This window comes from Micromonospora sp. PTRAS2, from assembly GCF_054052245.1.
Genome location: NZ_JBSWBU010000001.1, coordinates 292,239 through 315,771 on the forward strand (window position 1 = coordinate 292,239; position 23,533 = coordinate 315,771).

25 protein-coding genes are annotated in these 23,533 nt (G+C 73.1%); 8 read left to right on the forward strand and 17 right to left on the reverse strand.

All coding sequences use genetic code 11. From position 1 onward, the window contains the following. Positions 1–77 precede the first annotated feature (77 nt). Positions 78–419 carry a hypothetical protein gene (locus ACVMYR_RS01395; protein WP_043961577.1) on the forward strand — a complete coding sequence of 114 codons (342 nt, stop codon included), beginning with the start codon at positions 78–80 and terminating at the stop codon, positions 417–419. A 28-nt stretch (positions 420–447) separates the two neighbouring features. Here ACVMYR_RS01395 and ACVMYR_RS01400 read toward each other — a convergent pair whose 3' ends face one another. The 7 genes from ACVMYR_RS01400 to ACVMYR_RS01430 all read right to left on the reverse strand — a co-directional run bounded on the left by ACVMYR_RS01400 (position 448) and on the right by ACVMYR_RS01430 (position 10,411). Continuing rightward, positions 448–1,563, reverse strand: coding sequence for a hypothetical protein (locus ACVMYR_RS01400; RefSeq protein ID WP_457120920.1), 1,116 nt, complete (start codon positions 1,561–1,563; stop codon positions 448–450). A 112-nt stretch (positions 1,564–1,675) separates the two neighbouring features. Further along, entirely contained in the window at positions 1,676–2,992 is a 1,317-nt protein-coding gene (locus ACVMYR_RS01405; protein ID WP_457120921.1) for an ABC transporter ATP-binding protein, read from the reverse strand. A 120-nt stretch (positions 2,993–3,112) separates the two neighbouring features. Continuing rightward, positions 3,113–5,308 carry a bifunctional glycosyltransferase/CDP-glycerol:glycerophosphate glycerophosphotransferase gene (locus tag ACVMYR_RS01410; protein WP_457120922.1) on the reverse strand — a complete coding sequence of 732 codons (2,196 nt, stop codon included), beginning with the start codon at positions 5,306–5,308 and terminating at the stop codon, positions 3,113–3,115. Between the two features lie 16 nt (positions 5,309–5,324). After that, positions 5,325–7,406, reverse strand: a complete 2,082-nt coding sequence (locus tag ACVMYR_RS01415) for a DUF5941 domain-containing protein (protein ID WP_457120923.1) — start codon at positions 7,404–7,406, stop codon at positions 5,325–5,327. Continuing rightward, positions 7,403–8,167 carry an ABC transporter ATP-binding protein gene (locus ACVMYR_RS01420; protein ID WP_396788857.1) on the reverse strand — a complete coding sequence of 255 codons (765 nt, stop codon included), beginning with the start codon at positions 8,165–8,167 and terminating at the stop codon, positions 7,403–7,405. Before ACVMYR_RS01420 ends, ACVMYR_RS01415 begins: the two co-directional genes overlap by 4 nt. Beyond that, positions 8,167–9,021 carry an ABC transporter permease gene (locus ACVMYR_RS01425; RefSeq protein ID WP_396788856.1) on the reverse strand — a complete coding sequence of 285 codons (855 nt, stop codon included), beginning with the start codon at positions 9,019–9,021 and terminating at the stop codon, positions 8,167–8,169. Before ACVMYR_RS01425 ends, ACVMYR_RS01420 begins: the two co-directional genes overlap by 1 nt. 19 nt (positions 9,022–9,040) lie before the next feature. Continuing rightward, positions 9,041–10,411, reverse strand: a complete 1,371-nt coding sequence (locus ACVMYR_RS01430; protein WP_457120924.1) for an L-serine ammonia-lyase — start codon at positions 10,409–10,411, stop codon at positions 9,041–9,043. Between the two features lie 216 nt (positions 10,412–10,627). Here ACVMYR_RS01430 and ACVMYR_RS01435 point away from each other — a divergent pair, with 216 nt between their 5' ends. After that, positions 10,628–10,834 carry a PspC domain-containing protein gene (locus ACVMYR_RS01435; protein WP_074475233.1) on the forward strand — a complete coding sequence of 69 codons (207 nt, stop codon included), beginning with the start codon at positions 10,628–10,630 and terminating at the stop codon, positions 10,832–10,834. Between the two features lie 94 nt (positions 10,835–10,928). On the opposite strand, the gene ACVMYR_RS01440 is transcribed toward ACVMYR_RS01435, so the two are convergent. Next, complete coding sequence (locus ACVMYR_RS01440) at positions 10,929–11,615, reverse strand: DUF4230 domain-containing protein (RefSeq protein ID WP_077935800.1); 687 nt, start codon at positions 11,613–11,615, stop codon at positions 10,929–10,931. A 96-nt stretch (positions 11,616–11,711) separates the two neighbouring features. On the opposite strand from ACVMYR_RS01440, the gene ACVMYR_RS01445 reads away from it, so the two are divergent. From ACVMYR_RS01445 to ACVMYR_RS01455, 3 genes are all read left to right on the forward strand, one after another. Beyond that, complete coding sequence (locus ACVMYR_RS01445) at positions 11,712–12,254, forward strand: DapH/DapD/GlmU-related protein (protein WP_457120925.1); 543 nt, start codon at positions 11,712–11,714, stop codon at positions 12,252–12,254. Positions 12,255–12,381: 127 nt separating this feature from the next. Continuing rightward, positions 12,382–12,765, forward strand: coding sequence for a hypothetical protein (locus ACVMYR_RS01450; protein WP_077935794.1), 384 nt, complete (start codon positions 12,382–12,384; stop codon positions 12,763–12,765). A 4-nt stretch (positions 12,766–12,769) separates the two neighbouring features. Next, on the forward strand, positions 12,770–12,982 hold the full coding sequence (locus ACVMYR_RS01455) for a helix-turn-helix transcriptional regulator (RefSeq protein ID WP_077935793.1): 213 nt from the start codon (positions 12,770–12,772) through the stop codon (positions 12,980–12,982). Positions 12,983–13,131: 149 nt separating this feature from the next. Here the strand turns inward: ACVMYR_RS01455 and ACVMYR_RS01460 are convergent, their stop codons facing one another. After that, entirely contained in the window at positions 13,132–13,542 is a 411-nt protein-coding gene (locus tag ACVMYR_RS01460; RefSeq protein ID WP_396788852.1) for a RidA family protein, read from the reverse strand. A 79-nt stretch (positions 13,543–13,621) separates the two neighbouring features. On the opposite strand from ACVMYR_RS01460, the gene ACVMYR_RS01465 reads away from it, so the two are divergent. Next, positions 13,622–14,008, forward strand: coding sequence for a winged helix-turn-helix transcriptional regulator (locus ACVMYR_RS01465; protein WP_457120926.1), 387 nt, complete (start codon positions 13,622–13,624; stop codon positions 14,006–14,008). A gap of 76 nt (positions 14,009–14,084) precedes the next feature. Here ACVMYR_RS01465 and ACVMYR_RS01470 read toward each other — a convergent pair whose 3' ends face one another. The 8 genes from ACVMYR_RS01470 to pdxH form a co-directional block, all read right to left on the reverse strand. Next, a complete protein-coding gene (locus ACVMYR_RS01470; RefSeq protein ID WP_457120927.1) occupies positions 14,085–14,279 on the reverse strand; it encodes a DUF397 domain-containing protein in 195 nt (64 codons plus the stop codon). Continuing rightward, entirely contained in the window at positions 14,267–15,013 is a 747-nt protein-coding gene (locus ACVMYR_RS01475; protein ID WP_457121281.1) for a Scr1 family TA system antitoxin-like transcriptional regulator, read from the reverse strand. Before ACVMYR_RS01475 ends, ACVMYR_RS01470 begins: the two co-directional genes overlap by 13 nt. Before the next feature lie 86 nt (positions 15,014–15,099). Beyond that, positions 15,100–16,260, reverse strand: coding sequence for an acyl-CoA dehydrogenase family protein (locus ACVMYR_RS01480; RefSeq protein WP_457120928.1), 1,161 nt, complete (start codon positions 16,258–16,260; stop codon positions 15,100–15,102). 31 nt (positions 16,261–16,291) lie between these two features. Then, a complete protein-coding gene (locus ACVMYR_RS01485; protein WP_043961565.1) occupies positions 16,292–16,597 on the reverse strand; it encodes a type II toxin-antitoxin system VapB family antitoxin in 306 nt (101 codons plus the stop codon). A 238-nt stretch (positions 16,598–16,835) separates the two neighbouring features. Then, positions 16,836–17,438: a nitroreductase family protein gene (locus ACVMYR_RS01490; protein WP_043961564.1), complete on the reverse strand. Its 603-nt coding sequence runs from the start codon at positions 17,436–17,438 to the stop codon at positions 16,836–16,838. Positions 17,439–17,455: 17 nt separating this feature from the next. Next, positions 17,456–18,388, reverse strand: a complete 933-nt coding sequence (locus tag ACVMYR_RS01495) for an aldose 1-epimerase family protein (RefSeq protein ID WP_077935787.1) — start codon at positions 18,386–18,388, stop codon at positions 17,456–17,458. Between the two features lie 104 nt (positions 18,389–18,492). Then, positions 18,493–19,800 carry an MFS transporter gene (locus ACVMYR_RS01500; RefSeq protein ID WP_431891777.1) on the reverse strand — a complete coding sequence of 436 codons (1,308 nt, stop codon included), beginning with the start codon at positions 19,798–19,800 and terminating at the stop codon, positions 18,493–18,495. Continuing rightward, positions 19,797–20,447 (reverse strand): pyridoxamine 5'-phosphate oxidase, encoded by a 651-nt coding sequence (gene pdxH / locus ACVMYR_RS01505; protein WP_198956426.1) that lies wholly within the window; start codon positions 20,445–20,447, stop codon positions 19,797–19,799. The genes ACVMYR_RS01500 and pdxH overlap by 4 nt, the downstream gene beginning before the upstream one ends. A 279-nt stretch (positions 20,448–20,726) precedes the next feature. On the opposite strand from pdxH, the gene ACVMYR_RS01510 reads away from it, so the two are divergent. Continuing rightward, positions 20,727–21,833, forward strand: coding sequence for a citrate synthase 2 (locus tag ACVMYR_RS01510; RefSeq protein ID WP_077935784.1), 1,107 nt, complete (start codon positions 20,727–20,729; stop codon positions 21,831–21,833). A gap of 405 nt (positions 21,834–22,238) precedes the next feature. Then, a complete protein-coding gene (gene serC, locus ACVMYR_RS01515) occupies positions 22,239–23,366 on the forward strand; it encodes a phosphoserine transaminase (RefSeq protein WP_043961560.1) in 1,128 nt (375 codons plus the stop codon). Positions 23,367–23,533: the final 167 nt, after the last annotated feature.

The following is a 23,533-nucleotide window of genomic DNA, read 5'->3' on the forward strand; positions in this document are numbered from 1 at the left end:
CGCGGCGCGACCGCACGGGCCCGCCCCGCCATTCCCCCGGCGGGGCGGGCCCCTCCCGGCGAGAAAAGGAGACGTACGTGATCAGCCACCAGCTCCCGCAGCCCGGTGACGGGCCGGCGGCGGACCGCCCCCGGGCGTACCCGCCGCACGCCACGCCGCACACCCCGCTGCGCCCACTGTGGTGCTGCCGGGCGTGCGGGCAGCCGTGGCCGTGCGCCGAGGCGCGGTTGCTGCTCAAGGCGGACTACGCGGGCAACGCGATCGGCCTGTCGATCTACCTGTGCGGGATGTTCTACGAGGCGGCCCGGGACCTGTACCGGCTCAACCCCGACGACGGCCCCGCCCCCGCCGACCTGTACGCCCGCTTCGTCGCCTGGGGCCCGTACCGCCGCCGCCCACCCACCCCCGACCCCCCATGACCGGGGCCACCGGTGGCGCGGACGGGCGTCAGAAGAGGTTGCCGAGGGTGCGGATGATCTCGGCGTAGAAGTTGCCCTCGATGCTGCGGAACAGCGCGAACCCCTCGCCGGGGCTGCCGAAGAACGGGCGCAGCGTCCAGGCGAGCTGGGTGCCGACGAAGCCGAAGAGCAGGATCCACACGTACAGCAGGGTCATGCTGGCCGGGCGCTGCGCGTCCGGTCCGGGGCGGGCCGCCGGGTACGGCCACTGCCGGTGCTGCTGCGCCGGATACCCGGGCGGGAGCAGGCCCGGCCCGGCCGGCACCAGGTGCTGCCCGGCCACCATCTGCTGCGGCGGGACGCCGACCGCGACGGGTACGGGCGCGGCGGGCTCGCCGGCCCCGTTCGCCGGGGCGGCGGCAGCCGGGCCGGCGGGAACTGCCGGAGTGGCCGGGGCGGCGGGAACTGCCGGAGTGGCCGGGACCGCCGGGGTCGCGGCGCTCGCGCCGTTCGCGCCGACCGCCATCGGCTCGGCGGCGGGCTGACCGACGGCCTGCGGCGTCACCTGAACAGCCGGCACCGCCAGAGCCGGCGCGGCCGGGACAAGGGCCGGGGCAGCCGGGACGCCGGCCGGGGCAGCGACGGAAGGAGCCGCCGCCGGGGCGAGCAGGCCGTGGGCGTTGAGCACCTGCATCCCGCCGGTCAGGAAGCGCAGCCCGACCACCGCGCTCAGCGTCAGGATCGCGACGTTGAGCAGCTTGAAGAAGCCGTAGTCCGGGGCGGTGATCAGGAAGAACAGGCTGATCGGCGCGAACGCCACGGCCAGCATCGAGGTGACGGTGATCGCCACCATCACCAGCGCCAGCGACTGCCGCACCGACAGCCGGGCCCCGAACACGAGGTTGAACAGGTAGAGCGTGGGCAGGCAGATGGCGAGGGTGACCAGGAACAGCAGTGGCAGCTTGACCGCCGACGTCAGCGCCATCAGCACGCTGTGGAACGCCCCCAGCACCGCCCCGTAGCAGGCCAGTGCGACGCCGGAGCTGGCCAGCATGCGCAGCGTGAGGCCGTTGAGGTCGCGGTCGGCCACGATCTGCTGCCAGATGCCCTGCCGGTCGCGCAGGATGCGCTCGATGACGAGCGGGCTCGGACGGTCACCCGACACGGGCTGACCCCTTTCTCACACTGTGCTCAGTGGACGAGGTCCGCTGACCGTAGGGCACCGCCCGCCCCGCCCGCCACCCCGCTCCGCGCCGGAGCGGATCGGAACGGGCCGCTCAGCGCCAGCCCACGTCGATCCGGTCGCCGCGCTCGTCGAAGAAGTGCAGGGCGTCCATGCGTACGGAGATGGCCAGCGGGTGCCCGGCGCTGACCGCCGGGTACGGGGCGAGCCGCACCGCCAGCTCGGCGGGGCGGCGGTGGTGCCGGCCCGGGTCGTTGAGCACGCTGGTGCGGTTGCCGCCGCCGCTCCGGGCCGACCCGGCGGGGGCCTCCTCGGCGTCACCGGAGCGCCCGGTGAGCCGCTGCATGACCTGCCCGAACCGGCGCAGCCCGCGCTGGCCGCCGCTGGTCTCCTCGGCGCGGTTGCCCATCTCGTCGACCACGATCGCGGTGGCCCCGATGTCGAGGAACGCCAGCGACTCGTGGCCGTGGTGCTCCAGGTAGCGGATCCGGCCCTGCAGGACGTGCCCGGGGGTGTCCGGCGCGACCGGGGTGAGCGCCTCGGCCCGCATCCCGACCACGATCCGCTCGCCGTGGTAGTGCGCGACGGCCCGGCTGCGGATGTCGTCCCACGGCAGGTAGAGCGACTGCTCGCCGAGGTTCAGCGCGACGTACCGGTCGAGGTGGACGTAGACCGACGCCTCCAGCAGGTTCATCCTCGGGCTGCCGAGGAACGCGGCGACGTAGAGGGTCGCCGGCCGCCCGTACACCTGGGTGGGGGTGCCGACGTCCTGGAGGACACCCTTGCGCATGATCGCCACCCGGTCGGCCATGGTGAGCGCCTCGGCCTGGTCGTGGGTGACGTAGATGGTGGTGACGCCCAGCTCGCGGGTGAGGGCGGAGATCTCCGCGCGCAGTTCCGCCCGCAGGCCGCTGTCGAGGTTCGACAGGGGCTCGTCCATCAGGAACAGGCCCGGCCGGCGGACGATGGCCCGGCCCATGGCGACCCGCTGGCGCTGCCCGCCCGAGAGCTGGCTGGGCTTGCGGCCCAGCACGTCGCCGATGCCCAGCGCGCTGGCCACGTCGGCGACCCGTTCCCCGCGCGGCGACGGGTCCACCCCGGCCAGCCGCAGGGGGAAGCCGATGTTGTCGCCCACCGTCATGTGCGGGTAGAGGGCGAAGTCCTGGAAGACCATGGCGATCTTCCGGTCCCGGGGCGGCAGGTCGTTGGCCAGCTCGCCGTCGAGCAGCACCGCGCCGGCGGTCGGGTCCTCCAGGCCCGCGATCATCCGCAGCACCGTCGACTTCCCACAACCCGACGGGCCGAGCAGGACCATGAACTCCCCGTCGTTCACGTCCAGATTTATTTTGTCGACGGCTACTGTGCCGTCCTGAAATACCTTGGTCACATCCTTGAGCGCGACGGTTGTCACCGTCTCCTCCCCAGCCCCTCGGTTGAACCCCGAATGAATGTGACCAGGATCATGGACGCCGCACATCGGGTAAACGTGCCATGTTCGGCTCGTGACAGACCTATTACATGAACCTGCGGTTCAGCCGACTTCCCCCAGGAACACCCGCCGGACGACCCGCTCGGCGGCATGCCCGTCCTCCAGGGCACAGAACCGCTCCCGGAACCGGCGGCGGGCCGCCGTGGCGGGCTCGGCGTCGACCGCGCCGGAGCGGAACAGGTCCAGCAGGCCGGGGAAGCTGGTGGTCACCGCGCCGGGGGGCTCGGCGAGCAGGTCGAGGTAGACGCCCCGGGCCAGCCGGTACGCCTCCCAGTCCGGCGCGTAGACCACGATCGGCCGGTCCAGCACGGCGTAGTCGAACATCGCCGACGAGTAGTCGGTGACCAGCACGTCGGCGGCGAGGTAGAGGTCCTCCACCCGGTCGTGCCCGCTGACGTCGCGCACCCGCGCGGGGCCGGGGGCCGCCCCGGAACCGGGGACCGGCCGCCGCCGGTCCCGGTCGGCGAAGTAGTGGCTGCGCATCAGCAGCACCCCGGCCGGGCCGAGCGCGTCGCGCAGCAGCTCCGGGTCGAACGGCGGCCGGTAGCCGGGCAGGTGCTCGCGGTGCGTCGGGGCGTACAACACGACCCGGTCGCCCGCGGCGAGGCCGAGCCGGGCGCGCACCTCGCGCACCTCGGTGTCGGTGGCGGTGACCAGCCGGTCGTTGCGCGGGTAGCCCACCTCCAGCGTGGTGTACGCGGCCGGGTACGCCCGCTCCCACATCTGCGTGGAGAAGCTGTTCGCCGAGACGCTGTAGTCCCAGCGGTCCACCCGGCGCAGCAGCTTCGCGAAGTCCATCCCGACCGCGCCGACCGGGTACCGCTGCTGGTCCAGCCCCATCACCTTCACGGGGGTGCCGTGGTGGGTCTGCACGTGCACCGACCCGGGGCGCTTGCGCACGAAGTCGGGGAAGTTCACGTTGTTGACCAGCCACGTCGCCCGCGCCAGCACGCGGTGGTACTCGCGGGTGCCGGCGACGACGTACTCCACCCCGGGCGGCAGGGACGCGACCCGGTCCCGCCGGACGATCCACACCCCGCGCACCTGCGGGGCCAGCCGGCGGGCCGCCTCGTAGATCGCGGCCGGGTTGCAGGCGTACCCCCGGAACCAGTAGGCGGCGTAGACGGCGAGGTGCGGGTCGAGCGGCCGGCGCAGCTCCGCCAGGTAGTACTCGCGCAGCACCGCGTCGCGGCCCAGCCGGGCGGCCCGGCGGGCAACGGGCCTGCCCCGGCGGACCTGCCGCCCGGCGACCTCCCGGGCCTGGTTGGCGGCCCGCAGCGCGCTGAACGTCCGCCACCGGCCGGCGGCGACCAGCCGGTGCTTGAGCCCCTCCACGCCGGGCGGGGCCGGGTAGCCGCCGGGCGGCAGCCAGCGGGCGTGGTCGGCGGTGATCCGGTCGAAGAAGGCCGACCGCAGCTCGGGGGCGATCCGCTCGCCGTTGCCGAGCACGGTCAGGTAGTGCCAGATCATCCGCTCGAAGACCGCCGGCCGCAGGCCGTCGACCGGCGGCGTCCGCCCGTCCATCCACCGGAACACCCGGTGCCACTGGACGAAGACCTCGAAGTGCCGGTCGCCCCGGGTGCGGGTGATCGCCCCGGCCCGGCGCTGCCGGTAGTTGAGGCAGACCCGGTCGAGCACCCCGATCCGCTCGGCGGCCAGCAGCAGCGGGTAGCTGAACGCGACGTCCTCGTACCAGCCGGGCTCGAAGCGCAGCCCGAGGTCGACGAGGAACTCCCGCCGCACCAGCTTGTTCCAGGCGGTGTGCAGCAGCCGCAGCGTTTCCGGCCGCTCGGCCAGCCGGAACGTCTCCTCGCCGGGCGGGGTGGGGAGGACGTCGGCCAGCGCGCTGCGGGTGGCCCGCCCGTCCCAGCGCACCCGCACGTGGTCGACGAGCAGCACGTCGGGGCGGGTCCGGCGCAGCCGGGCGGCCACCTCGGCGAGGCAGTCCGGGGCGAGCCAGTCGTCGCCGTCGACGAACCAGACGTACTCGCCGCCGGCCCGGTCCAGCCCGACGTTGCGGGCCGGACCGAGGCCGACGTTGTCGTCGAGCCGGACGGCGTGCACCCGGTGGTCCCGGGCCGCGTAGTCGGCGAGGATGTCGCCGCTGCCGTCCGGCGAGTGGTCGTCGACGCCGATGACCTCGACGTCGTCGAACGGCTGGCCGAGGATCGAGTCGAGGCACTCGCTCAGATACGCCTGCACCCGGTAGGCCGGTACGACGAAGCTGATCAGCGTCATCGGCCGGCCCCTCACGTCAGCCCGGCTGGCGGACCTCGCCGCCCGCCGGGACCCCCACGCCCCGCCGGGCGCGGGCGGGCAGGACGACCCAGGCCAGGACCACGCTCCCGACGAAAACCACGAGCAGGTACGCACCGAGTGTAGCCATGGCAATCCCCGCGAAACCGGCGAAAGCCGCTACCGCGAGCACCGCCGAGCGCCCCTCCCAGCCCAGCGTGGCACCGTGCAGCGGCGGGGCCGCCTGCCGCTTCTCCAGCCGGGCGGTCAGGTCGTAGTGGTGCAGGGTGAGCACGAAGACGTACCCGAAGACCACCCACGCGGGGGCCCCGCCGACCACGCCGGCGGCGATGGCGAACAGGTATTCGCCGGCCCGCAGCGCCGCCGGCACCAGCCAGTCCAGCGGGCCGTTGTGCGCCGCCCCCGCCCCGAGCGCGGCGACCAGCAGCACCAGCAGCGCCACCGGCACCGCCCAGGCCAGCCCGCCCGCCTCGTCGCCGGCACGCACCCGCAGCCCCGCCGCGACCAGCAGCGCCGCCGGGCCGAGCGCCCCGAGCACCGCCAGGGTCAGCGGGCCCATCGGCCGCAGCACCGGGAACCGGGCCGCGATCGGCCCGTCGTCGCGATGCAGGGTCGCGTCGACCGTGTCCAGCACCGGCACCCACATCCAGCGGGCCCGCAGCGTGCGCAGCGCACCCGTGTACGCGAACGCCAACACCCCCCAGGTCAGCACGGCGACGAGGCTGACCAGCGGCCCGAACAGCGCCACCGTCAGCGCGATCAGCGCCCACCGCTCCCCGATCGGGAACACCACCGTGCGCTTGAGCCAGTACGACAACGAACCCGTGTCGGCCTGCACCCGGGTCGACGCGGCGTTCAGCCGGTCGCCGATCCCGCCGCCGCCCCCGCCGACGGCCTTCGGCCGGCGCGCGGCCTCGTCGTGCAGCACCCCGTACCACGTGTCGGTCATGTGCCGGACGGTCTGCAACGTCATCGCGGCCACGGCCAGCGCCCAGCCGTAGCGGAACCCGGCAGCCGTCGCGCCATAGCCGAGGCCGGCGTAGACCAGGTATTCCTTGGCCCGGTCGGCCATCGTGTCCAGCCAGCCGCCCCACGCGCTGAAGTGCCGGGTGTAGCGGGCGAGCTGCCCGTCGACGCAGTCCAGCATGAAGCCGAGGTAGAGCAGCACCGCGCCGGTGACCAGCGCCGGCCGGCCGCCGACGCCGAACAGCACCGCCGCGACGGCCGCGAAGAGCACCGAGATCGCGGTGACCCCGGTCGGCGTCAGGCCGAGCTTCGCCGACACCTTCGTCACGTACGGCGACCAGGTGCTGACGAAGAACGTGGTGAAGAAGTCGTCCTTCTCCTTCACCGACAGCCGCAGCTCGGCCCGGTCCTCGTCGACGGCGGCGACGGCGGCCTCGGCGGCGGCCAGCCCGGCCGGGTCGGCGACCCGGTGGGCGACGAGCAGGCGTACCCGATGGGCGAACGTCAGCGTGCCCAGCGCGGTGAGGCCGGTGAACAGCCGGTCCACGGCGGACCCGGCCGCCTCGGGCCCGGCGGCCGGCGGCGTGCCCGCGACGGCGGCCGGGTCGGTGCCGGCGATCGGCGTGTCGGCGATCGGCATGCCCGCAATCGGCGTGCCCGCGACGGCGGCGCGGGCGGCGGCGGCCAGCGCGGGCAGGTCGTCGCGGCCCACCCGCAGCGCGCCGCCGAACACCCCGGTCTGCCCGCCGTCGAGCCGCCCGTCCGGGCCGGCGTCGACGACCTGGCCGCGCTCCTCGCGCACCACGGCCTGGCCGGGGGCCGGCGGGTCGGTCAGCACCAGGGCCACCGTCGGGCCCACCGGGCTGGTGGCCAGGTGCCGCAGTACGGCGGTGTGCGCCACCAGGTCCGTCCCGCTGACGATCACCGGCCCGGTCGCGGCGTCGACAAGCGTCGCCAGCTCGGTCAGGTTCGCGGCGCGCCGCACGTGGGTCACCCCGGCCCGGTGCCACTGCTCGGCGAGCCGGTCGGCGAGGGTGTCCCCGAGCGTGTCCCCGGCCGCTGTCGGCTGGCCCGCGGCCGGCGTTCCGGCGGCGAGCACGATCGCGACGGTCACCGCGCGACCGCGGCGTGGTACGCGTCGAGCGCCTCGGCGATCGTCCCGTCGACGGTCAGCCGCCCGGCGTCGAGGTAGAGCCCCCGACGGCAGAACCGGGTCAGATCCTTTTCGTTGTGTGACACCAGCACGAGTGTGCGTCCCTCCCGAAGCAATCTCTCGATCGTCGCATAGCACTTCTCGCGGAACTCCGCGTCCCCGACCGCCGTCACCTCGTCCATGAGCAGGATCGGGTGCGGCAGGTGGGAGATGATCGCGAAGCCGAGGCGGACCTTCATCCCCGACGAGTAGTGCCGCACCGCCGTGTCGATGGCCCGTTCCACCTGCTCGCCGGCGAAGGAGACGATCTCATGAAAGTGTTTCCGCAGGTAACGCGCCGACAGGCCGTGCAGGCCGCCGACGAGGTAGAGGTTCTCCCGCCCGGTCAGGTCGTTGGAGAAGCCAGCCGAGAGCTCCAGCAGCGGGGCCACGTCGCCGCGCACCCGGATGCTCCCCTCGTCGGGGATGAGCACCCCGGCGATCAGCCGCAGCAGGGTGCTCTTGCCGGTGCCGTTGCGGCCCACCACCCCGAGCGTCTCGCCGGGCGCGACGCGGAACGACACGTCCCGCAGCGGCCAGAACCGCCCGTCGTCGGCGGACCGGCCGTCGGTGCCCCGGCCGCCGGGGCGGATGAAGAACTCGCGCAGCCGCAGCTGCCGCCGCCGGTTGCGGACGAACCGGATGCCGAGCCCGTCCGCCTCGATGATCGGATCGGCGGTCATCACAGCTCCTTGAGCACGGCGGGTTCGAGCCGCCGGAACGCCCACCAGCCGGCCACCAGCACGAGCACGCTCACCACGACCGTGGTGACGAGCAGCCGGGCGTCGGGGAACTGGTCCGGATACCACACGGCGTGGTGCAGCTGGAAGATGCCGACCAGCGGGTTCAGCTCGTACGCGGTCTTCACCCACCCCGGCAGCGTCGACTCCTGCACGAGGCTCAGGGGGTAGATGATCGGGGTGGCGTAGAACAGCACCCGGATCACCAGCCGCATGAACCGCTCGATGTCGCGCATCAACACGTTCAGCGCCGACAGCAGCAGCGCCAGCCCGACCAGCAGCACCGCCTGCACGGCCACGGCCAGCGGCAGGGCGAGCACCGACCAGCCCGGGTGCACCTCGCCGCGCACCGCGTACGCGACGGCGATGGCGGCCAGGATCGGCAGGCCGGCGGCGTACTCGGCGAACCGGCCGGTGATCCGGCCGATGGGGAACACCTGGCGCGGCACGTTCATCGTGGTGATCAGCCGGGCCTGGCCGGTGAGCGCGTTGGTCGCCTCGCTCAGCGCCGAGCTGGTCCACATCCAGGCGAAGATGCCGGTGATCAGGAACAGCGGGTACGACCCGGCGGCCTGCCCCAGGTGCCGGCTCGTGTCGCCGGAATAGAGCACCCCGAAGACGAACCAGTAGATCGCGCCCATGCCCAGCGGCTCGATCAGCGACCAGAAGTAGCCCAGCACCGACTGCTGGTATTTCACCGCGAGGTCGCGGCGGACGAGGATGCGCAGCGAGTTGCGGTGCGCCCACAGGCGGGCGGCGGGCCCCTGCGGGCCGGCCGCCCGGACGCCAGACGTCACCGCCCGCCTCCTCGCCCGCTCAACACTCGATCACGTTGACGGCCAGGCCGCCCCGCGCCGTCTCCTTGTACTTGACCTTCATGTCGGCGCCCGTCTCGCGCATCGTCTTGATCACCTTGTCCAGCGAGACGTGGTGCACCCCGTCGCCGCGCAGCGCCAGCCGGGCCGCAGTGATCGCCTTGATGCTAGCCACCGCGTTCCGCTCGATGCAGGGGATCTGCACCAGGCCCCCGACCGGGTCACAGGTCAGCCCCAGGTTGTGCTCCATGCCGATCTCGGCCGCGTTCTCCACCTGCTCCGGGGTGCCGCCGAGCGCCTCGGCCAGCCCGGCGGCGGCCATCGAGCACGCCGAGCCGACCTCGCCCTGGCAGCCCACCTCGGCCCCGGAGATCGACGCGTTCTCCTTGAACAGCACGCCGATCGCCCCGGCCGCCAGCAGGAACCGGACCACGCCCGCCTCGTCCGCCCCCGGCACGAACCGGGTGTAGTAGTGCAGCACCGCCGGGATGATGCCGGCCGCGCCGTTGGTCGGCGCGGTCACCACCCGCCCGCCGGCCGCGTTCTCCTCGTTGACCGCGAGCGCGAACAGGGTCACCCAGTCCATCACCCGCAGCGGGTCGGCGCTCGCGGCGTCCGCCTCCAGGCCGCGCCGCAGCTCCGCCGCCCGCCGCCGCACCTTCAACCCCCCGGGGAGTACGCCGTCGCGGGCGCACCCGTTCTCGACGCACTCCCGCATCACCCGCCAGATGTCCAGCAACCCGGCCCGCACCTCGCCCTCGGTGCGGCGGGCCAGCTCGTTGGCGAGCATCACCTCGCTGATCGACAGCCCGTTGCCGGCGCTGACCGCCAGCAGCTCCGCCCCGGTGCCGAACGGAAACCGCACGCGGGTGGTGTCGGGCACGATCCGGTCCGCCCCGGCCGCCGCCTCGTCGACCACGAACCCACCGCCGACGGAGTAGTACGTCCGCTCGCGCAGGAGCGCCCCGCCCCCGTCGTACGCAGCGAAGGTCATCCCGTTCGGGTGGTACGGCAGCGACCGGCGGCGGTGCAGCACCAGGTCCCGGTCCGGGTCGAAGTCGACCTCCTGCGCGCCGAGCAGGGTCAGCCGCCGCCCGGCGCGGATCGCGGCCACCCGGGGAGCGACGGTGTCGGTGTCGACGGTCTCCGGGGCCTCGCCCTCCAGCCCGAGCAGCACGGCCGGGCCGCTGCCGTGGCCGTGACCGGTGGCGCCCAGCGAGCCGAACAGCTCGGCGCGCACCCGGACGACGTCGGCGAGCAGGCCGTCGGCCTTAAGCCCGGTCACGAAGGTGCGGGCCGCCCGCATCGGTCCCACCGTGTGCGAGCTGGACGGGCCGATGCCCACGCTGAAGAGGTCGAAAACGCTGATCATGTGCACTTCCTCGCCGTCGTACGCCCTTGTACGGACCCGACGGGCGAGCCTACCCGCCGCCCGCTTCCCTGCTCGGCGCGTCGGGGCGGGCCCGCCCGGGTAAGCACCTACGGGTCAGGGGTACCGGGATCCCCCTCGCGACGGAGGGCGGGTGCAACGGCGGTTCCTACCGTTGAGTCAGAGGCGGCGGGCACGCCGCAGAGTGGGAGTACGACGATGAGTCGCAAACTGGTCCGGCCCCGCGAGGGGCGCATGCTCGCCGGCGTCTGCGTCGGCCTGGCCCGCCGGTTCAACACGTCCGCCAACCTGGTCCGGCTGCTGTTCCTGCTGTCGCTGCTGCTGCCCGGCACCCAGGTGATCGTCTACCTGGTGCTGTGGGTGCTCATGCCGAACGAGGACCGCTACGCCACCGCCCGCTACTGACCCGCCGCACGCGAACGCCCGCCCCGGCTCCCCCCGGGGCGGGCGTTCGTTCGCTGTGCGCGCTGGTGTTCGCGCGGCTCTGCGCGCTGGCGGGTCAGGGCGCGACGTAGGTGACGGTCACCTTCTCGTAGCCGAGGGAGCGCAGCAGGCCCTCCAGCATCTTGTTGGTGTTCTCCTGCGCCCGGTCGGTCAGGCCGCTGTCGCGGGCGGCTGCCGTGATCCGGTCCTCGGCCAGCTTGTAGACCTGCTGCTGGCGGTTCGGGTCGCCCTTGACCAGGTCGTTGATCCGGTTGAGCAGGCCGCGCTGCTCCGTCACCACATAGCTCTTCTCCATGTCGAGGTTGGTCTGGCCGAGCTGCGGCGCGGGCAGCTTCACCTCGACGGACTTGCCGTCGGGCGAGACGACCACCGCCCCCTCACCGATCTTGGTGAAGTCGACGTACGCCTCCACGCTGCCCGCCCCGACGAAGAGGGTGCGCTGGTTGAGCAGGAACTCCGGCACGTTGTCGCGGTCGTTCTGCAGGTCGACCACGACCTGGAAGTTGCCCTCGGCCGCGACGTAGCGGCTGAGATCCTGGATCGACTTGAGCAGCGGTGGTTGGCTGCGGTCGGTCTGCTCCTTGGCGAAGGGGTTGCGGAAGTCGGGGAACACGTTGGTGGCCTGCGCGCCGAGCAGCACGACCACGGCCACCGCCGCCGCGCCGAGCACCACGAGCAACCCCCGGGCGGGCCCGGAGGGGCCCTTGGGGGCGGGCCGGTCGACCTCACCGTCGTGGGACATCGCTCACCATCCTCGATCGAACATCGTCTGCGGATGACGTTACGGCCCCCATGCGACACCCGCCCGCCAACGGCACCGAGGCGTATGGTTCGTGGCGTGCCCAGCGGTCGTCTCATGCGGATCCACAGCGCCGAGTTCCAGGCCATGGCCGCCCGGGTCCTGCGGGTCACCGAGCTGACCTCCCGCCTGAACGTGCTGCCCTTCGAGGACGAGGCGGGCAAGGCGGAGCTGTTCGCGCAGATCCTCGGCAGGCCGCTGCCGGCGCGGGTCACGATCTATCCGCCCTTCTACACGGACCACGGCCTCAACCTCGACCTCGCCGAGCGGGTGTTCATCAACCAGAACTGCACGTTCCTCGACTACGCCGGCATCCGGCTCGCCGAGCGGGTGATGGTCGGCCCGAAGGTCACCTTCATCACCAGCGGCCACCCCGTCGACCCCGGGGAACGGCGGCTGTATCTCACCGGCGCGCCCATCGACGTGGCGGAGAACGTGTGGATCGGCGCGGGCGCCACGATCCTGCCCGGCGTCAGCATCGGCCGGGACGCCGTGGTCGCCGCCGGTGCGGTCGTGGCCGACGACGTACCGCCGGCAACCCTGGTCACCGGCGCGAAGGCGACCCCGCGTCGCCAGTGGTGACGCCCCTTCCCGGCTGCGCCCGCCCCGACCACGGGACCGTGCTCGACGACGAAGTGTGAGACAAGCCCACGCGACTTAATGACAAGCACCCTTGACATGAAGTCGCACGTGCTTGATATTTCACGTCATGAGCACCCCCATCAAGCGCTACGCGCGCAACCTCACCGCCGCCATGGCGGCCTACGTCGGCGTCCTGGTGGGCACCCTGATCGGCCTGCGCGCCCTGCCCGACGACAGCCTGCTGCGCTACGTCATCGCGCCGCTGCCGGTCCTGCCGGCCGTCGGGCTCGTGATCGCCTTCGTCCGCTACCTGCGCGACATCGACGAGTTGCAGCGCCGCATCCAGCTTGAGGCGTTGGCGATCGCGTTCGGCGCCAGCGCACTGATCAGCTTCTGCTACGGGTTCCTGGAGAACGCCGGGCTTCCCCGGCTCAGCGCGATCTGGATCGGCCCGGCGATGGTCATGCTGTGGGGCCTGTCGTCCGGGTTCGTCTCCCGCAGGTTCCGGTAACGACGTGCGGAACCGACTCAAGGTCCTACGAGCCGAGCGCGACTGGTCGCAGGCCGACCTCGCCGAACGAGTCGGCGTCGCCCGGCAGACCATCAACGCGATCGAAACAGGGCGCTACGACCCGTCACTGCCGTTGGCCTTCGCCCTCGCGGCGCTGTTCGCGCAGCCCATCGAGGAGATATTCTTCCCCGACGACGCCCCGCCCCCGGGCAGGTGAACCCAGCCCGCGCCCGTCACCGCCCACCGTGCGCCGCAGCGCCCCGCCCGGCCAGCAGATCTTGGAAGCCGACGGCCCCTCCGGGGGCCGGAATCTTCCAAGATTCGAGGACCGCCAACGGCATCGAGCCAGTCAGGGCAGCCGCGCAGTCAGTCCAGGATCGCCGTCGCCTCGACCTCGACCTCGACGTCGGGCTCGAAGAGGTAGTCGACACCGATGAGCGACGCCGGGGGCAGGGGCTGCGGCAGGCCGAGTTCCCCCGCGACGTCGTCGACGCCGGCCATGAAGTCGCCGATCCGCTCCGGCGCCCAGTTCGTGACGTAGAACGTCAGGCGGACGACGTCCGAGAAGCCCGCGCCGGCACCGGCAAGACCGTGGGCCGTGTTGCGGAGCGCCTGGGCAACCTGCCCCCGGAGGTCACCGGACGCGACCGGCCGCCCCGCCTCGTCGCGGCCGATCTGGCCCGCCACGTGGACGTGGCGCGACCCCGACGCGACCGCGACGTGGTGGTAGGGGACGGGCTGCATCATGCCCTGGGGGGAGAAGAGCTGGACACCCATCACGTTTCCTTCCTCGAACCAACCTTGGTATCTCCTTGATACCTGGTGCTTAGCGGAAACTTCAACGAGACTAGGTGTCATGGCAGCTACCGACCCCGGCACGGCGGAACGCCTCGACGTCACCCCGGCGCACCGCGAACTCCTGGACCAGGTCCTCGACAAGTGGTCGCTGGAGGTGCTCAACACCCTCTGCGAACGACCCTCGCGGTTCAACGAGCTGCGCCAGGCGATCCCGGCCGTCTCCCAGAAGTCGCTGAGCGCGACCCTGCGCCGGCTCGAACGCAACGGCATCGTCGAGCGACGCGTCCTCTCGTCGCGGCCGGTCGCCGTCGAATACCGGATCACGCCGCTGGGCAAGACCCTCCGGTCGCCGGTCGACGCCCTCCTCGACTGGGCCGACCATCACCTGGGCGCCATCGAGGCGGCCCGCCGGGCCTACGACGAGGCAGAACCCGCCGCGTCGTGACGGCGGACGAGGTCCCGCAGCCCGACGGCAAACGCCCGCCCCGGGTACGGGACGGGCGCGTCACGCCTGTGGCGGCTCAGGCCCGCTCGGGCACGTGCGCGACGAACGCTCGCCACGCGACCGGCCCGAACGCGAGCGCAGGCCCGGTCGGGTCCTTCGAGTCGCGTACGCCGACGACGCCCGGAATGTTGTCGGCGACCTCGACGCACGCGCCGCCGTTGGAGCTGCTGCGGGTGGACTTCCGCCACCGCGCGCCGATCAGATCATCCATGCTCTCGCCCTCAGCAAATCGATGGTCTGGTCTCGCGGCAACGAGACTGACCTGACGGTATCCCAGACCGCCCAGAGTGGAGCAACGTCTCTGGTTACACGACCGGCCGCCTGATCGTCGAGGTAACCGACGTCCTCACCGTCGGGCGTCGTCGCGATGATGAACGGTCCCGCCTGCCCCGCGTGCAGGCCGGCGCTCAACGGCAGCACATGCACCATGACGTTGGGACGCTGCGCCATGGCCACGAGGTGGTCGAGCTGATCGTCCATCACGTCGGGATGGCCGCGGAGCAGCGTCGCCTGGTCGATCACGAAGACGGCCATCGGAGGGCAAGGGCGGTCGAAGACCGCAACCTGCCGTCGGAGACGAGACTCGACGTGGTCGTCCGCCTCGGCGCACAGTGGGCCGCTGGAGAGAACCGCCCGAGCGTATGCCTCCGTCTGGAGGAGCCCTGGCAGAACGGCGGATTCATACCATCGCAGGCCGGTGGCCTCGCGTTCGATCTCGGTCCACGGGCGGAACCACGCCGGTTCCTTCCGGCGCAGAACGTCCGGCCACAACTCCAGCACGTCCCTGCCGAGAAGTTGCGCGACCTTGGCACGGTGCCTGGTCTGCGGAATCCGTCCTTGGCTCGCCCAGCGGGCCGCCGTCTTCGGGTCCACGCCTATCTCGGCCGCAAGGCTCTCCGCCGTGTGCCCAGACTCCACCATCGCCACCTGCACACCCTTGTGCATCACGCACCCTCCCGCAGCATTACGCGACATCCCGCACGCCAGGGAGACATAGTGCAACGCAACGTGTTCGCTCCGCAACCAGAAGGTCAGGCGAAGGCGTTGAGCCCCGTCAGCCGCTGCCCGATGACGAGCTGGTGGATCTCGGAGGTGCCCTCGTAGGTGAGCACGCTCTCCAGGTTGTTGGCGTGCCGCATGATCGGATATTCCCCGGAGACGCCGTTCGCACCGAGGATCGTCCGGCACTGCCGGGCGATGGCCAGCGCCTCCCGCACGTTGTTCAGCTTGCCGACGCTGACCTGCTCGGGGCGCAGCCTCCCGGCGTCGGCGAGCCGGCCCAGGTGCAGCGCCAGCAGGAAGCCCTTCTGCCACTCGACGGCCATGTCGGCGAGCTTGGCCTGGGTGAGCTGGAAGCCGGCGAGCGGCCGGCCGAACTGGGTGCGCGTGCCCGCGTACGCCAGGGTGGTCTCCAGGCAGTCGCGGGCCGCACCGAGCGCGCCCCAGACGATGCCGTGCCGGGCCTCGGTGAGGCAGCTCAGCGGGGCCTTCAGCCCGGCCGCGCCGGGCAGCAGCGCGTCCGCCGGGAGCCGGACGTCGTCGAGCGCGATCTCGCCGGTGAGGGAGGCGCGCAGCGACATCTTGCGCCGGATCTCGCGCACCGACACCCCGGGCGCGTCCAGGGGTACGGCGAACCCGCGCACCCCCTCCTCGGCGCGGGCCCAGATCACGGCGACGTCGGCGACCGGCGCGTTGGTGATCCACATCTTGCCGCCGTGCAGCAGCCAGTCGTCGCCGTCGCGGCGGGCCCGGGTGGCCATCGACGCCGGGTCGGAGCCGTGGTCGGGCTCGGTCAGCCCGAAGCAGCCGATCGCCTCGCCGGTCGCCATGGCGGGCAGCCAGCGCTGCTTCTGCTCCTCGCTGCCGTAGCGCCAGATCGCGTACATGGCCAGCGAACCCTGCACCGAGACCAGGGACCGCACGCCGGAGTCGCCGGCCTCCAGCTCCAGGCAGGCCAGCCCGTACGCGACGGCGGTGGAGCCGGCGCAGCCGTACCCCGTCAGGTGCATGCCGAGGAGGCCGAGCCGGCCGAACTCCCGGGCCAGCTCGCGGGCCGGGACGTGGCCCCGCTCGTACCAGTCGGCGACGTGCGGCCGGACCCGGTCGTCAACCAGCCGGCGCACGACGGACCGGATCTGGCGTTCCTCGTCGTCGAGGAGGGAGTCCAGGTCCAGCAGGTCGACAGGAGTCATCCCGCCACCCTAACGAAGCCTCAGGAGCGGGTCACTCGTGCTGACCGGCCAGCACCAGCACCCGGGCGTGGATCTGGTTGCGCTGCTGGAGCGCGGCGCGCAGCGCGCGGTGCAGCCCGTCCTCCAGGTAGAGCCCGCTGTTCCACTGCACCACGTGCGGGAACAGGTCCCCGTAGAAGGTGGAGTCCTCGGCGAGCAGCTTGTCCAACGCCAGCTCACGCTTGGTGGTGATCAACTGGTCCAGCCGCAGCGGACGCGGCGGGATCTCCGCCCACTGCTTGAGCGTCAGGTTGTGCTCCGGATAGGGACGCCCGTCCCGGACCGCTCTGAAGATCACGACGGCACGCTCCCCTCCCCCTCACCGTTCCGACCCACCGCGCCGGGTCGGATCGCGGCGTGGCACCGCGCGGCACGGCACCGATGACCGTGCCAGCGTAGCCGCCCCCGCCACACCGCGTTTTACTCCCTCATGTCGCTTTCGCGACCGCTGTTGGTCAACCCCGCCCGGCGACGCCGGGCCGGACCGCCGACACCTTCCCTCCGACGGCGGGCCGGGCCGCCGACGCCCCCCGGCGTCAGCTCCAGCGTCCCCGCCGGACCACCTCGTCGACCGGGCGACGCCCCCGCCGCAGCGACGGCGACCGGTGGTCCGGTGCCCGGTAGCCGACGGTGAGCGCCCCGACCGGGTCGTACTCCGCCGGCACCCCGAACGCCTCCCGGTACGCCTGCGTGCGCTGCGGCGGGATGCCGAAGAAACACGCGCCCAGCCCCTCGTCCACGGCGGTGAGCAGCATCAGCAGGGCGGCGAAGCCGGTGTCGACATACCAGTACGGCACCGGCCAGCGCTCCTGCGCGCGGTCCGTCCAGCCCTTGTCCGGCTCGGCGTACCGGTCGAGGTACGCCGAGCGGTTGGCGTGCGGCACGACGATCAGCGGGGCCCGACGCATCCCGGCCAGCCACCGCTCGCGCCCGCCGCCGTCCGGGGTGGTCGCCGCCCAGAAGCGTTCCCGGTCCGCCGGCTCCTCCAGCACCAGGAACCCCCAGCCCTGAGCGAACCCGGCCGACGGGGCCCGTACGGCGTGGTCGAGCAGCCGCTGCACCACCTCCGGCGGGACGGGGCGGTCCGGGTCGTAGTTGCGCACCATCCGGCGTCGCCGGAGCACCTCGGCGAACTCCACGCCGCCTGCTCCCCCTGCTACCGGGCCCCGGGCCGGATGCCCATGGTGCCCCGCCAGGTGTCGCCCGGCTCCAGAGTGATCACGTCCTTGCCCGAGCGGTACGCGTCCGGCGGGCAGGTCATCGGCTCGATCGCCACCGAGCGGCGGTGCCGCTCGCCGGTCAGGGTGTCCCCGGAGAAGACCTGCCACCAGCCGAACTCGCGGTCCGCCCAGACGGTGACGGCCGCCGCGTCGTCCGGGGCGGCCAGGGTCACCGAGGAGCCGCCGTCGGCGTCGCGGACCACGTCGCCGAACGCCGTGTCGAGCACCGCGTGGCCGATCCGCCGAGGGCTGGTGTAGTCGTACTCGGTGCCAGCCACCGGGGTCGCCCCGACCGGCAGCAGCCGACCGTCCACCTGCACCCGCAGCTTCGCCGGCACCCGCAGGGCGAGGTCGTCCACCGCCACCCCGGGCAGTTGCAGGTAGGGGTGCATCGAGAAGCCGAACGGGCAGGGCTCCCCGCTGACGTTGGTGGCCTCGTGGTCGATGCGCAGGCCGTCCGGGCCTACCGAGTATCGGTTGCGCAGCCGCAGCGCCCACGGGTAGCCCGGCTGCGCGGGCAGGTCGTAGCCGAGGGTCACGGCGTCGTCGGACTGCTCGACGAGGTGCCACGGCACCCAGTTGACCAGGCCGTGCAGGGCCGCGCCCCGGCTCGGCTCGGTCAGCGTGAGCTGGAACTCCCGGCCGCCGAAGGCGTACTGGCCGTCGCGGATCCGGTTCGGCCAGGGGGCCAGCACCTGCCCGGCCCCGCCGGGGCAGAGCTCGTCGGCGGCGAACCCGTCGACGTAGTCGACGCCGTCGTGCCGGTACGTCCGCAGGCCGCCGCCGACCTCGACGAGCACGGCCTCGTGGCCGGCGGCGGAAATGGTCCACTGGGTGCCTGACGGCGGGCGGGGTGCGGCGTTCTGCATGCCGGTGACCTTAGTCGGTCACCTCTGCGCACGGGGTGCGCGGTCCGTCACCGCGCGCACCCCGCCCGGCCGCCGGTGTCTGCCCGTCACCGGCGGCCGGACGGTCAGCCGCGCGCCTCGGACGGCGCCTCCGACGTGGCCGCCCGGTAGCGCACCAGGGCCGGGAAGACGGCCGCCAGCAGCAGCGCGAGCACCGCCGCGGCGAGGCCGCCACCGACCCAGGCGACGCCGGTGCCGAAACCGGCGGCCATCGTGCCCGCCCGCAGGTCGCCGAGGCGGGGCCCGCCCGCCACCACCACCGTGTTGACGCCCTGGAGCCGGCCCCGCATCCGGTCCGGCGCGTGCACCAGCAGCATCGTCTGCCGCAGCACGGCGCTGACCAGGTCGGCCGCGCCGGCCACGGCGAGCAGCCCGACCACCAGCCAGAGCTGGCGGGCCAGCCCGGCGGCGGCGATGGCCAGCCCCCAGCCGACGACGGCGCACACCAGCGCCACCCCCTGCCGGTGGAGCCGACCGATCCAGCCGGACGTGAGCCCACCGAGCATCGACCCGATGGCGATGGCGCTGAACAGCCAGCCGACGGCCGCGCCGCCGCCGAAGCGTTCCTCGGCGATCTCGGGGAACAGCGCCCGGGGCATCGCCAGCACCATCGCGATGAGGTCGATGGCGAAGGAGAGCAGCAGCACCGGCGTGGTGGCCAGGTAGCGCAGCCCGTCGACGACGCTGGCCAGCCCGGCCCGGCGGGGCGAGCCGTCGCCGTCGGGGTCCGGCTCCGGCGGCAGCGCCGGCATCCGCAGCGTCGCCCAGACCGCCGCCGTGAAGAAGACCGTGTCCACGCCGTACGCGATGGGCAGCGCGACCCCGACCTCCCAGGCCGCGAAGATCAGCCCGGCCAGCAGCGGCCCCAGCACGGACGCGGCGGTGTGGGTGGTGAAGTTCAGGGTGCTCGCGGCCGGGACCAGCTCGGCCGGGACGAGCCGGGGGATGCTCGCGGTGCGGGCCGCTCCGCTGACCGCGAACCCGACCGACTGCAACGCCACCAGGACCAGCAGCAGCACCGGGCTGCCCACCCGGAACACGGCCTGGGCCAGCAGCCCCACCATCGACGCCCACAGCACCGCCTGGCTGACCAGCAGCACCGCGCGCCGGTCCCGGGCGTCGGCGACCGCGCCGCCCCACAGCCCGAAGACCAGCAGCGGCAGGAACGCGGCCACGCCGAGCAGCCCGACCCAGAACGAGTCCCGGGTCAGCGCGAACATCTCCACCGGCACGGCCACGGCCGTGAACTGGAAGCCGAGCATCGCGACGCTGTTGCCGACCCAGATCCGGCGGTAGACGGGCACCCGCAGCGGGCGCAGGTCGATCGCCCAGCGACGCGCCCCGCGCGGCCGGGTCTCCTTGACGGCGGTCACGGGGCGAGCCGCTCCACCACCCACCGGCCGTCGTCGGCCGGCCCCGGGTCGGGCGCGGTGCGGCGGAACCGCAGCCGGTCGTGCAGCCGGCTGGCCCGGCCCTGCCAGAACTCCACCGTCTCGGGGCGCACCCGCAGGCCGCCCCAGTGCGGGGGCGCGGGCACCGGGTCCACGTCGGCGAACCGCTCGGCCACCGCCCGGTAGCCGGCGTCCAGCGCGGCCCGGTCCGGAATCACCCGCGACTGCTCGCTGGCCCACGCGCCGAGCTGCGAGCCGCGCGGCCGGCTGGCGAAGTACGCCTCGGTCTCGGCCCGGTCGACGGGCTCGATCCGCCCGGCGACCACCACCTGCCGCTGGCTGGGAAACCAGGGGAAGACCAGGCTGGCGTACGGGTTGGCCAGCGCCTCGGTGCCCTTGCGCGAGCCGTGGTTGGTGAACAGGACGAAGCCCTGCGGGTCGTACCCCTTGAGCAGGACGGTGCGCCCGCTGGGGCGGCCGGCGGCGTCGGCGGTGCCGAGCACCATCGCGTTCGGCTCGGGCAGGCCGGACGCCACCGCGTCGGCGAACCAGCGGGCGAACTGGGCGTGCCAGTCGGCGGCCAGATCAGCCTCGGAAAGGCCCAGGTCGGCGGCGTACTCGTTACGCATGCCGGCCGGGCCGGGTGTGTCACCCGTCACAGCTACCCTCCCCTTCGGTGGCCCCGTCACCCTCGGCGACGCTGGCCAGCCCCTACCGCCCAGTCTCATCGACCCCGCACCTTTGTCCACCGGCGGGGATGTCGCGTGCAGCACAGTCGTCGCGGGTCGCGCAGCCGGTTACCCACCAGGCAAGATGTCACGAACACGTCCCTGAGGGTCGCCTAAGGCGCTCGGCCGGCCGGGCCGGATGAGCCCAGGCGGGCGCATCGAGCAGATCCAGGAGTAAGAATGGCCGACTTCAAACCGGGCCTGGAGGGCGTCGTAGCCTTCGAGACCGAGATCGCCGAGCCCGACCGCGAGGGCGGTGCCCTGCGCTACCGCGGCGTGGACATCGAGGATCTGATCGGTCAGGTCTCCTTCGGCAACGTCTGGGCGCTGCTGGTCGACGGCCGGTTCGGCCCCGGCCTGCCGCCGGCGGAGCCGTTCCCGGTGCCCGTGCACTCCGGCGACATCCGGGTCGACGTGCAGTCCGCCGTCGCGATGCTCGCCCCGTACTGGGGGCTCAGCCAGCTCCTCGACATCTCCGACTCCCAGGCCCGCGAGGACCTCGCCCGGGTGTCGGTCACCGCGCTCTCCTTCGTCGCCCAGTCCGCGCGCGGCCTGGGTCTGCCGGCCGTGCCGCAGAAGGAGATCGACAAGGCGGAGACGATCGTCGAGCGCTTCATGAAGCGCTGGCGCGGCGAGCCCGACCCCCGCCACGTGAAGGCCGTCGACGCCTACTTCATCTCGGCCGCCGAGCACGGCCTGAACGCCTCCACCTTCACCGCCCGGATCGTCGCCTCCACCGGCGCCGACGCCGCCGCCTGCATCTCCTCCGGCATCGGCGCGCTCTCCGGCCCCCTGCACGGCGGCGCGCCGTCGCGGGTGCTCAGCATGCTGGAGGCCGTCGAGCGCAGCGGCGACGCCGAGGGGTACGTCAAGGGCGTCCTCGACCGGGGCGAGCGGCTGATGGGCTTCGGCCACCGGGTCTACCGGGCCGAGGACCCGCGCGCCCGCGTGCTGCGCCGCACCGCCAAGGAGCTGGGCGCGCCGCGCTTCGAGATCGCCGAGGCGCTGGAGAAGGCGGCCCTGGCCGAGCTGCAGGCCCGCCGCCCCGACCGGGTGCTCGCCACGAACGTCGAGTTCTGGTCGGCCGTCGTGCTCGACTTCGCCGAGGTGCCCGCGCACATGTTCACCTCGATGTTCACCTGCGCCCGGATGGGCGGCTGGAGCGCGCACATCCTGGAGCAGAAGAAGCTCCAGCGGCTGGTCCGCCCGTCGGCCCGCTACGTCGGGCCGGGCAGCCGCAAGCCGCAGCAGGTCGAGGGCTGGGACGCCATCCCGCACGGCGTATGAGCAGTGCAAGGAAGGGCACCCTGTTAACGCTTTCTGCATAGCAGGGGCCCCCTGTTAACACCCACCACCTGGGTGCGCGACGCCCGTCCGATCCACCCGTCGACGCGACGACGGAAGGGGCCCCGCCGGTTCGGCGGGGCCCCTCCGCGTACCAGAAGGTCCGCCCGGCCCCGCGTAACCGGGGGTGGGGTGGCGACGTAACCGGGCGGATGTGTCATACGCCTCAGCTCCGGCGGCGGGACCCTCGGGTGTCCGGGCCGCCCCGGGTGCGAGGATGGGGGCTCGGCAGTGCCGCCGCACCGGGCTCGGATCCGGCCGCCCGTGCGCCCCACGCACGCGTCCGTCCTCCGCGCCCGACCACCACCTGTGACCGGGCCCCGCCCACGCGGAAGGATCTCGACAACCGTGGCTGACGCACCGACCATCCGGATTCCCGACGACATCAAGCCCGCCGACGGGCGGTTCGGCTGCGGGCCGTCCAAGGTCCGTCCGGCGGCCGTCTCCGCCCTCGCCGACGCGGCGACGGGCTTCCTGGGCACCTCGCACCGGCAGAAGACCGTCCGCGACCAGGTCGCCCGGCTGCGGCGAGGCATCGCCGAGTTCTACTCCCTCCCCGAGGGCTACGAGGTGATCCTCGGCAACGGCGGCACCACCGCCTTCTGGGAGGTCGCGACGTTCGGCCTGATCCGCGACCGGGCGCAGTTCGCCAGCTTCGGCGAGTTCGGCGCGAAGTTCGTCAAGTCGGTCAAGGACGCCCCGTTCCTCGGCGAGCCCACCGTGCGCAAGGCCGAGCCGGGCAGCGCCCCGGCGCTGGTCGCCGAGGCCGGCGTCGACGCGTACGGGCTGCCGCAGAACGAGACCTCCACCGGCGTCGCGGTGCCGATCAACCGGGTCGCCGGGGCCGACGAGGGCTCGCTGCTGCTGGTCGACGCGACCTCGGCGGCCGGCGGCCTGGCGGTGGACGTCGCCGAGACCGACGTCTACTACTTCGCCCCGCAGAAGTGCTTCGCCTCCGACGGCGGCCTCTGGCTGGCCCTGATGTCGCCGGCCGCCCTGGACCGGGCCGCCGAGATCAAGGCGTCGGGCCGCTACATCCCGGCGTTCCTCGACCTGGTCACCGCGATCGACAACTCGCGGCTGGAGCAGACCTACAACACCCCGGCGCTGGCCACCATCTTCCTGGCCGCCGAGCAGACCGACTGGATGAACGAGCAGGGCGGCCTGGCCTGGGCGGCCAAGCGCACGGCCGAGAGCGCCGGCATCGTGTACGGCTGGGCCGAGCGCTCCGCCGTGGCGACCCCGTTCGTCACCGACCCGGCGCTGCGCTCCAACGTGGTCGCCACCATCGACTTCGCCGACGGGGTGGACGCGGCGGCGATCGCCAAGGCGCTGCGGGCCAACGGCATCGTCGACACCGAGCCCTACCGGAAGCTGGGCCGCAACCAGCTGCGCATCGCGCTCTACCCGGCCGTCGAGCCGTCCGACGTGGAGGCGCTGACCGCCTCGATCGACTACGTGGTCGAGCGGCTCTGAGGCAACGTCACACTGGGTGGCCGCCGCACCGCCGCCGGCCACCCAGTGTGATCATCTTCGCAGCTCATCCGCGACATGCGGGTGTCGCATCCCCCACCGGGTTGCGGATGGGCGTACCGTGGTGCGGGACGCCCGGGTGGCCGACCCGTGGCGTGCGGCCAGCGAAG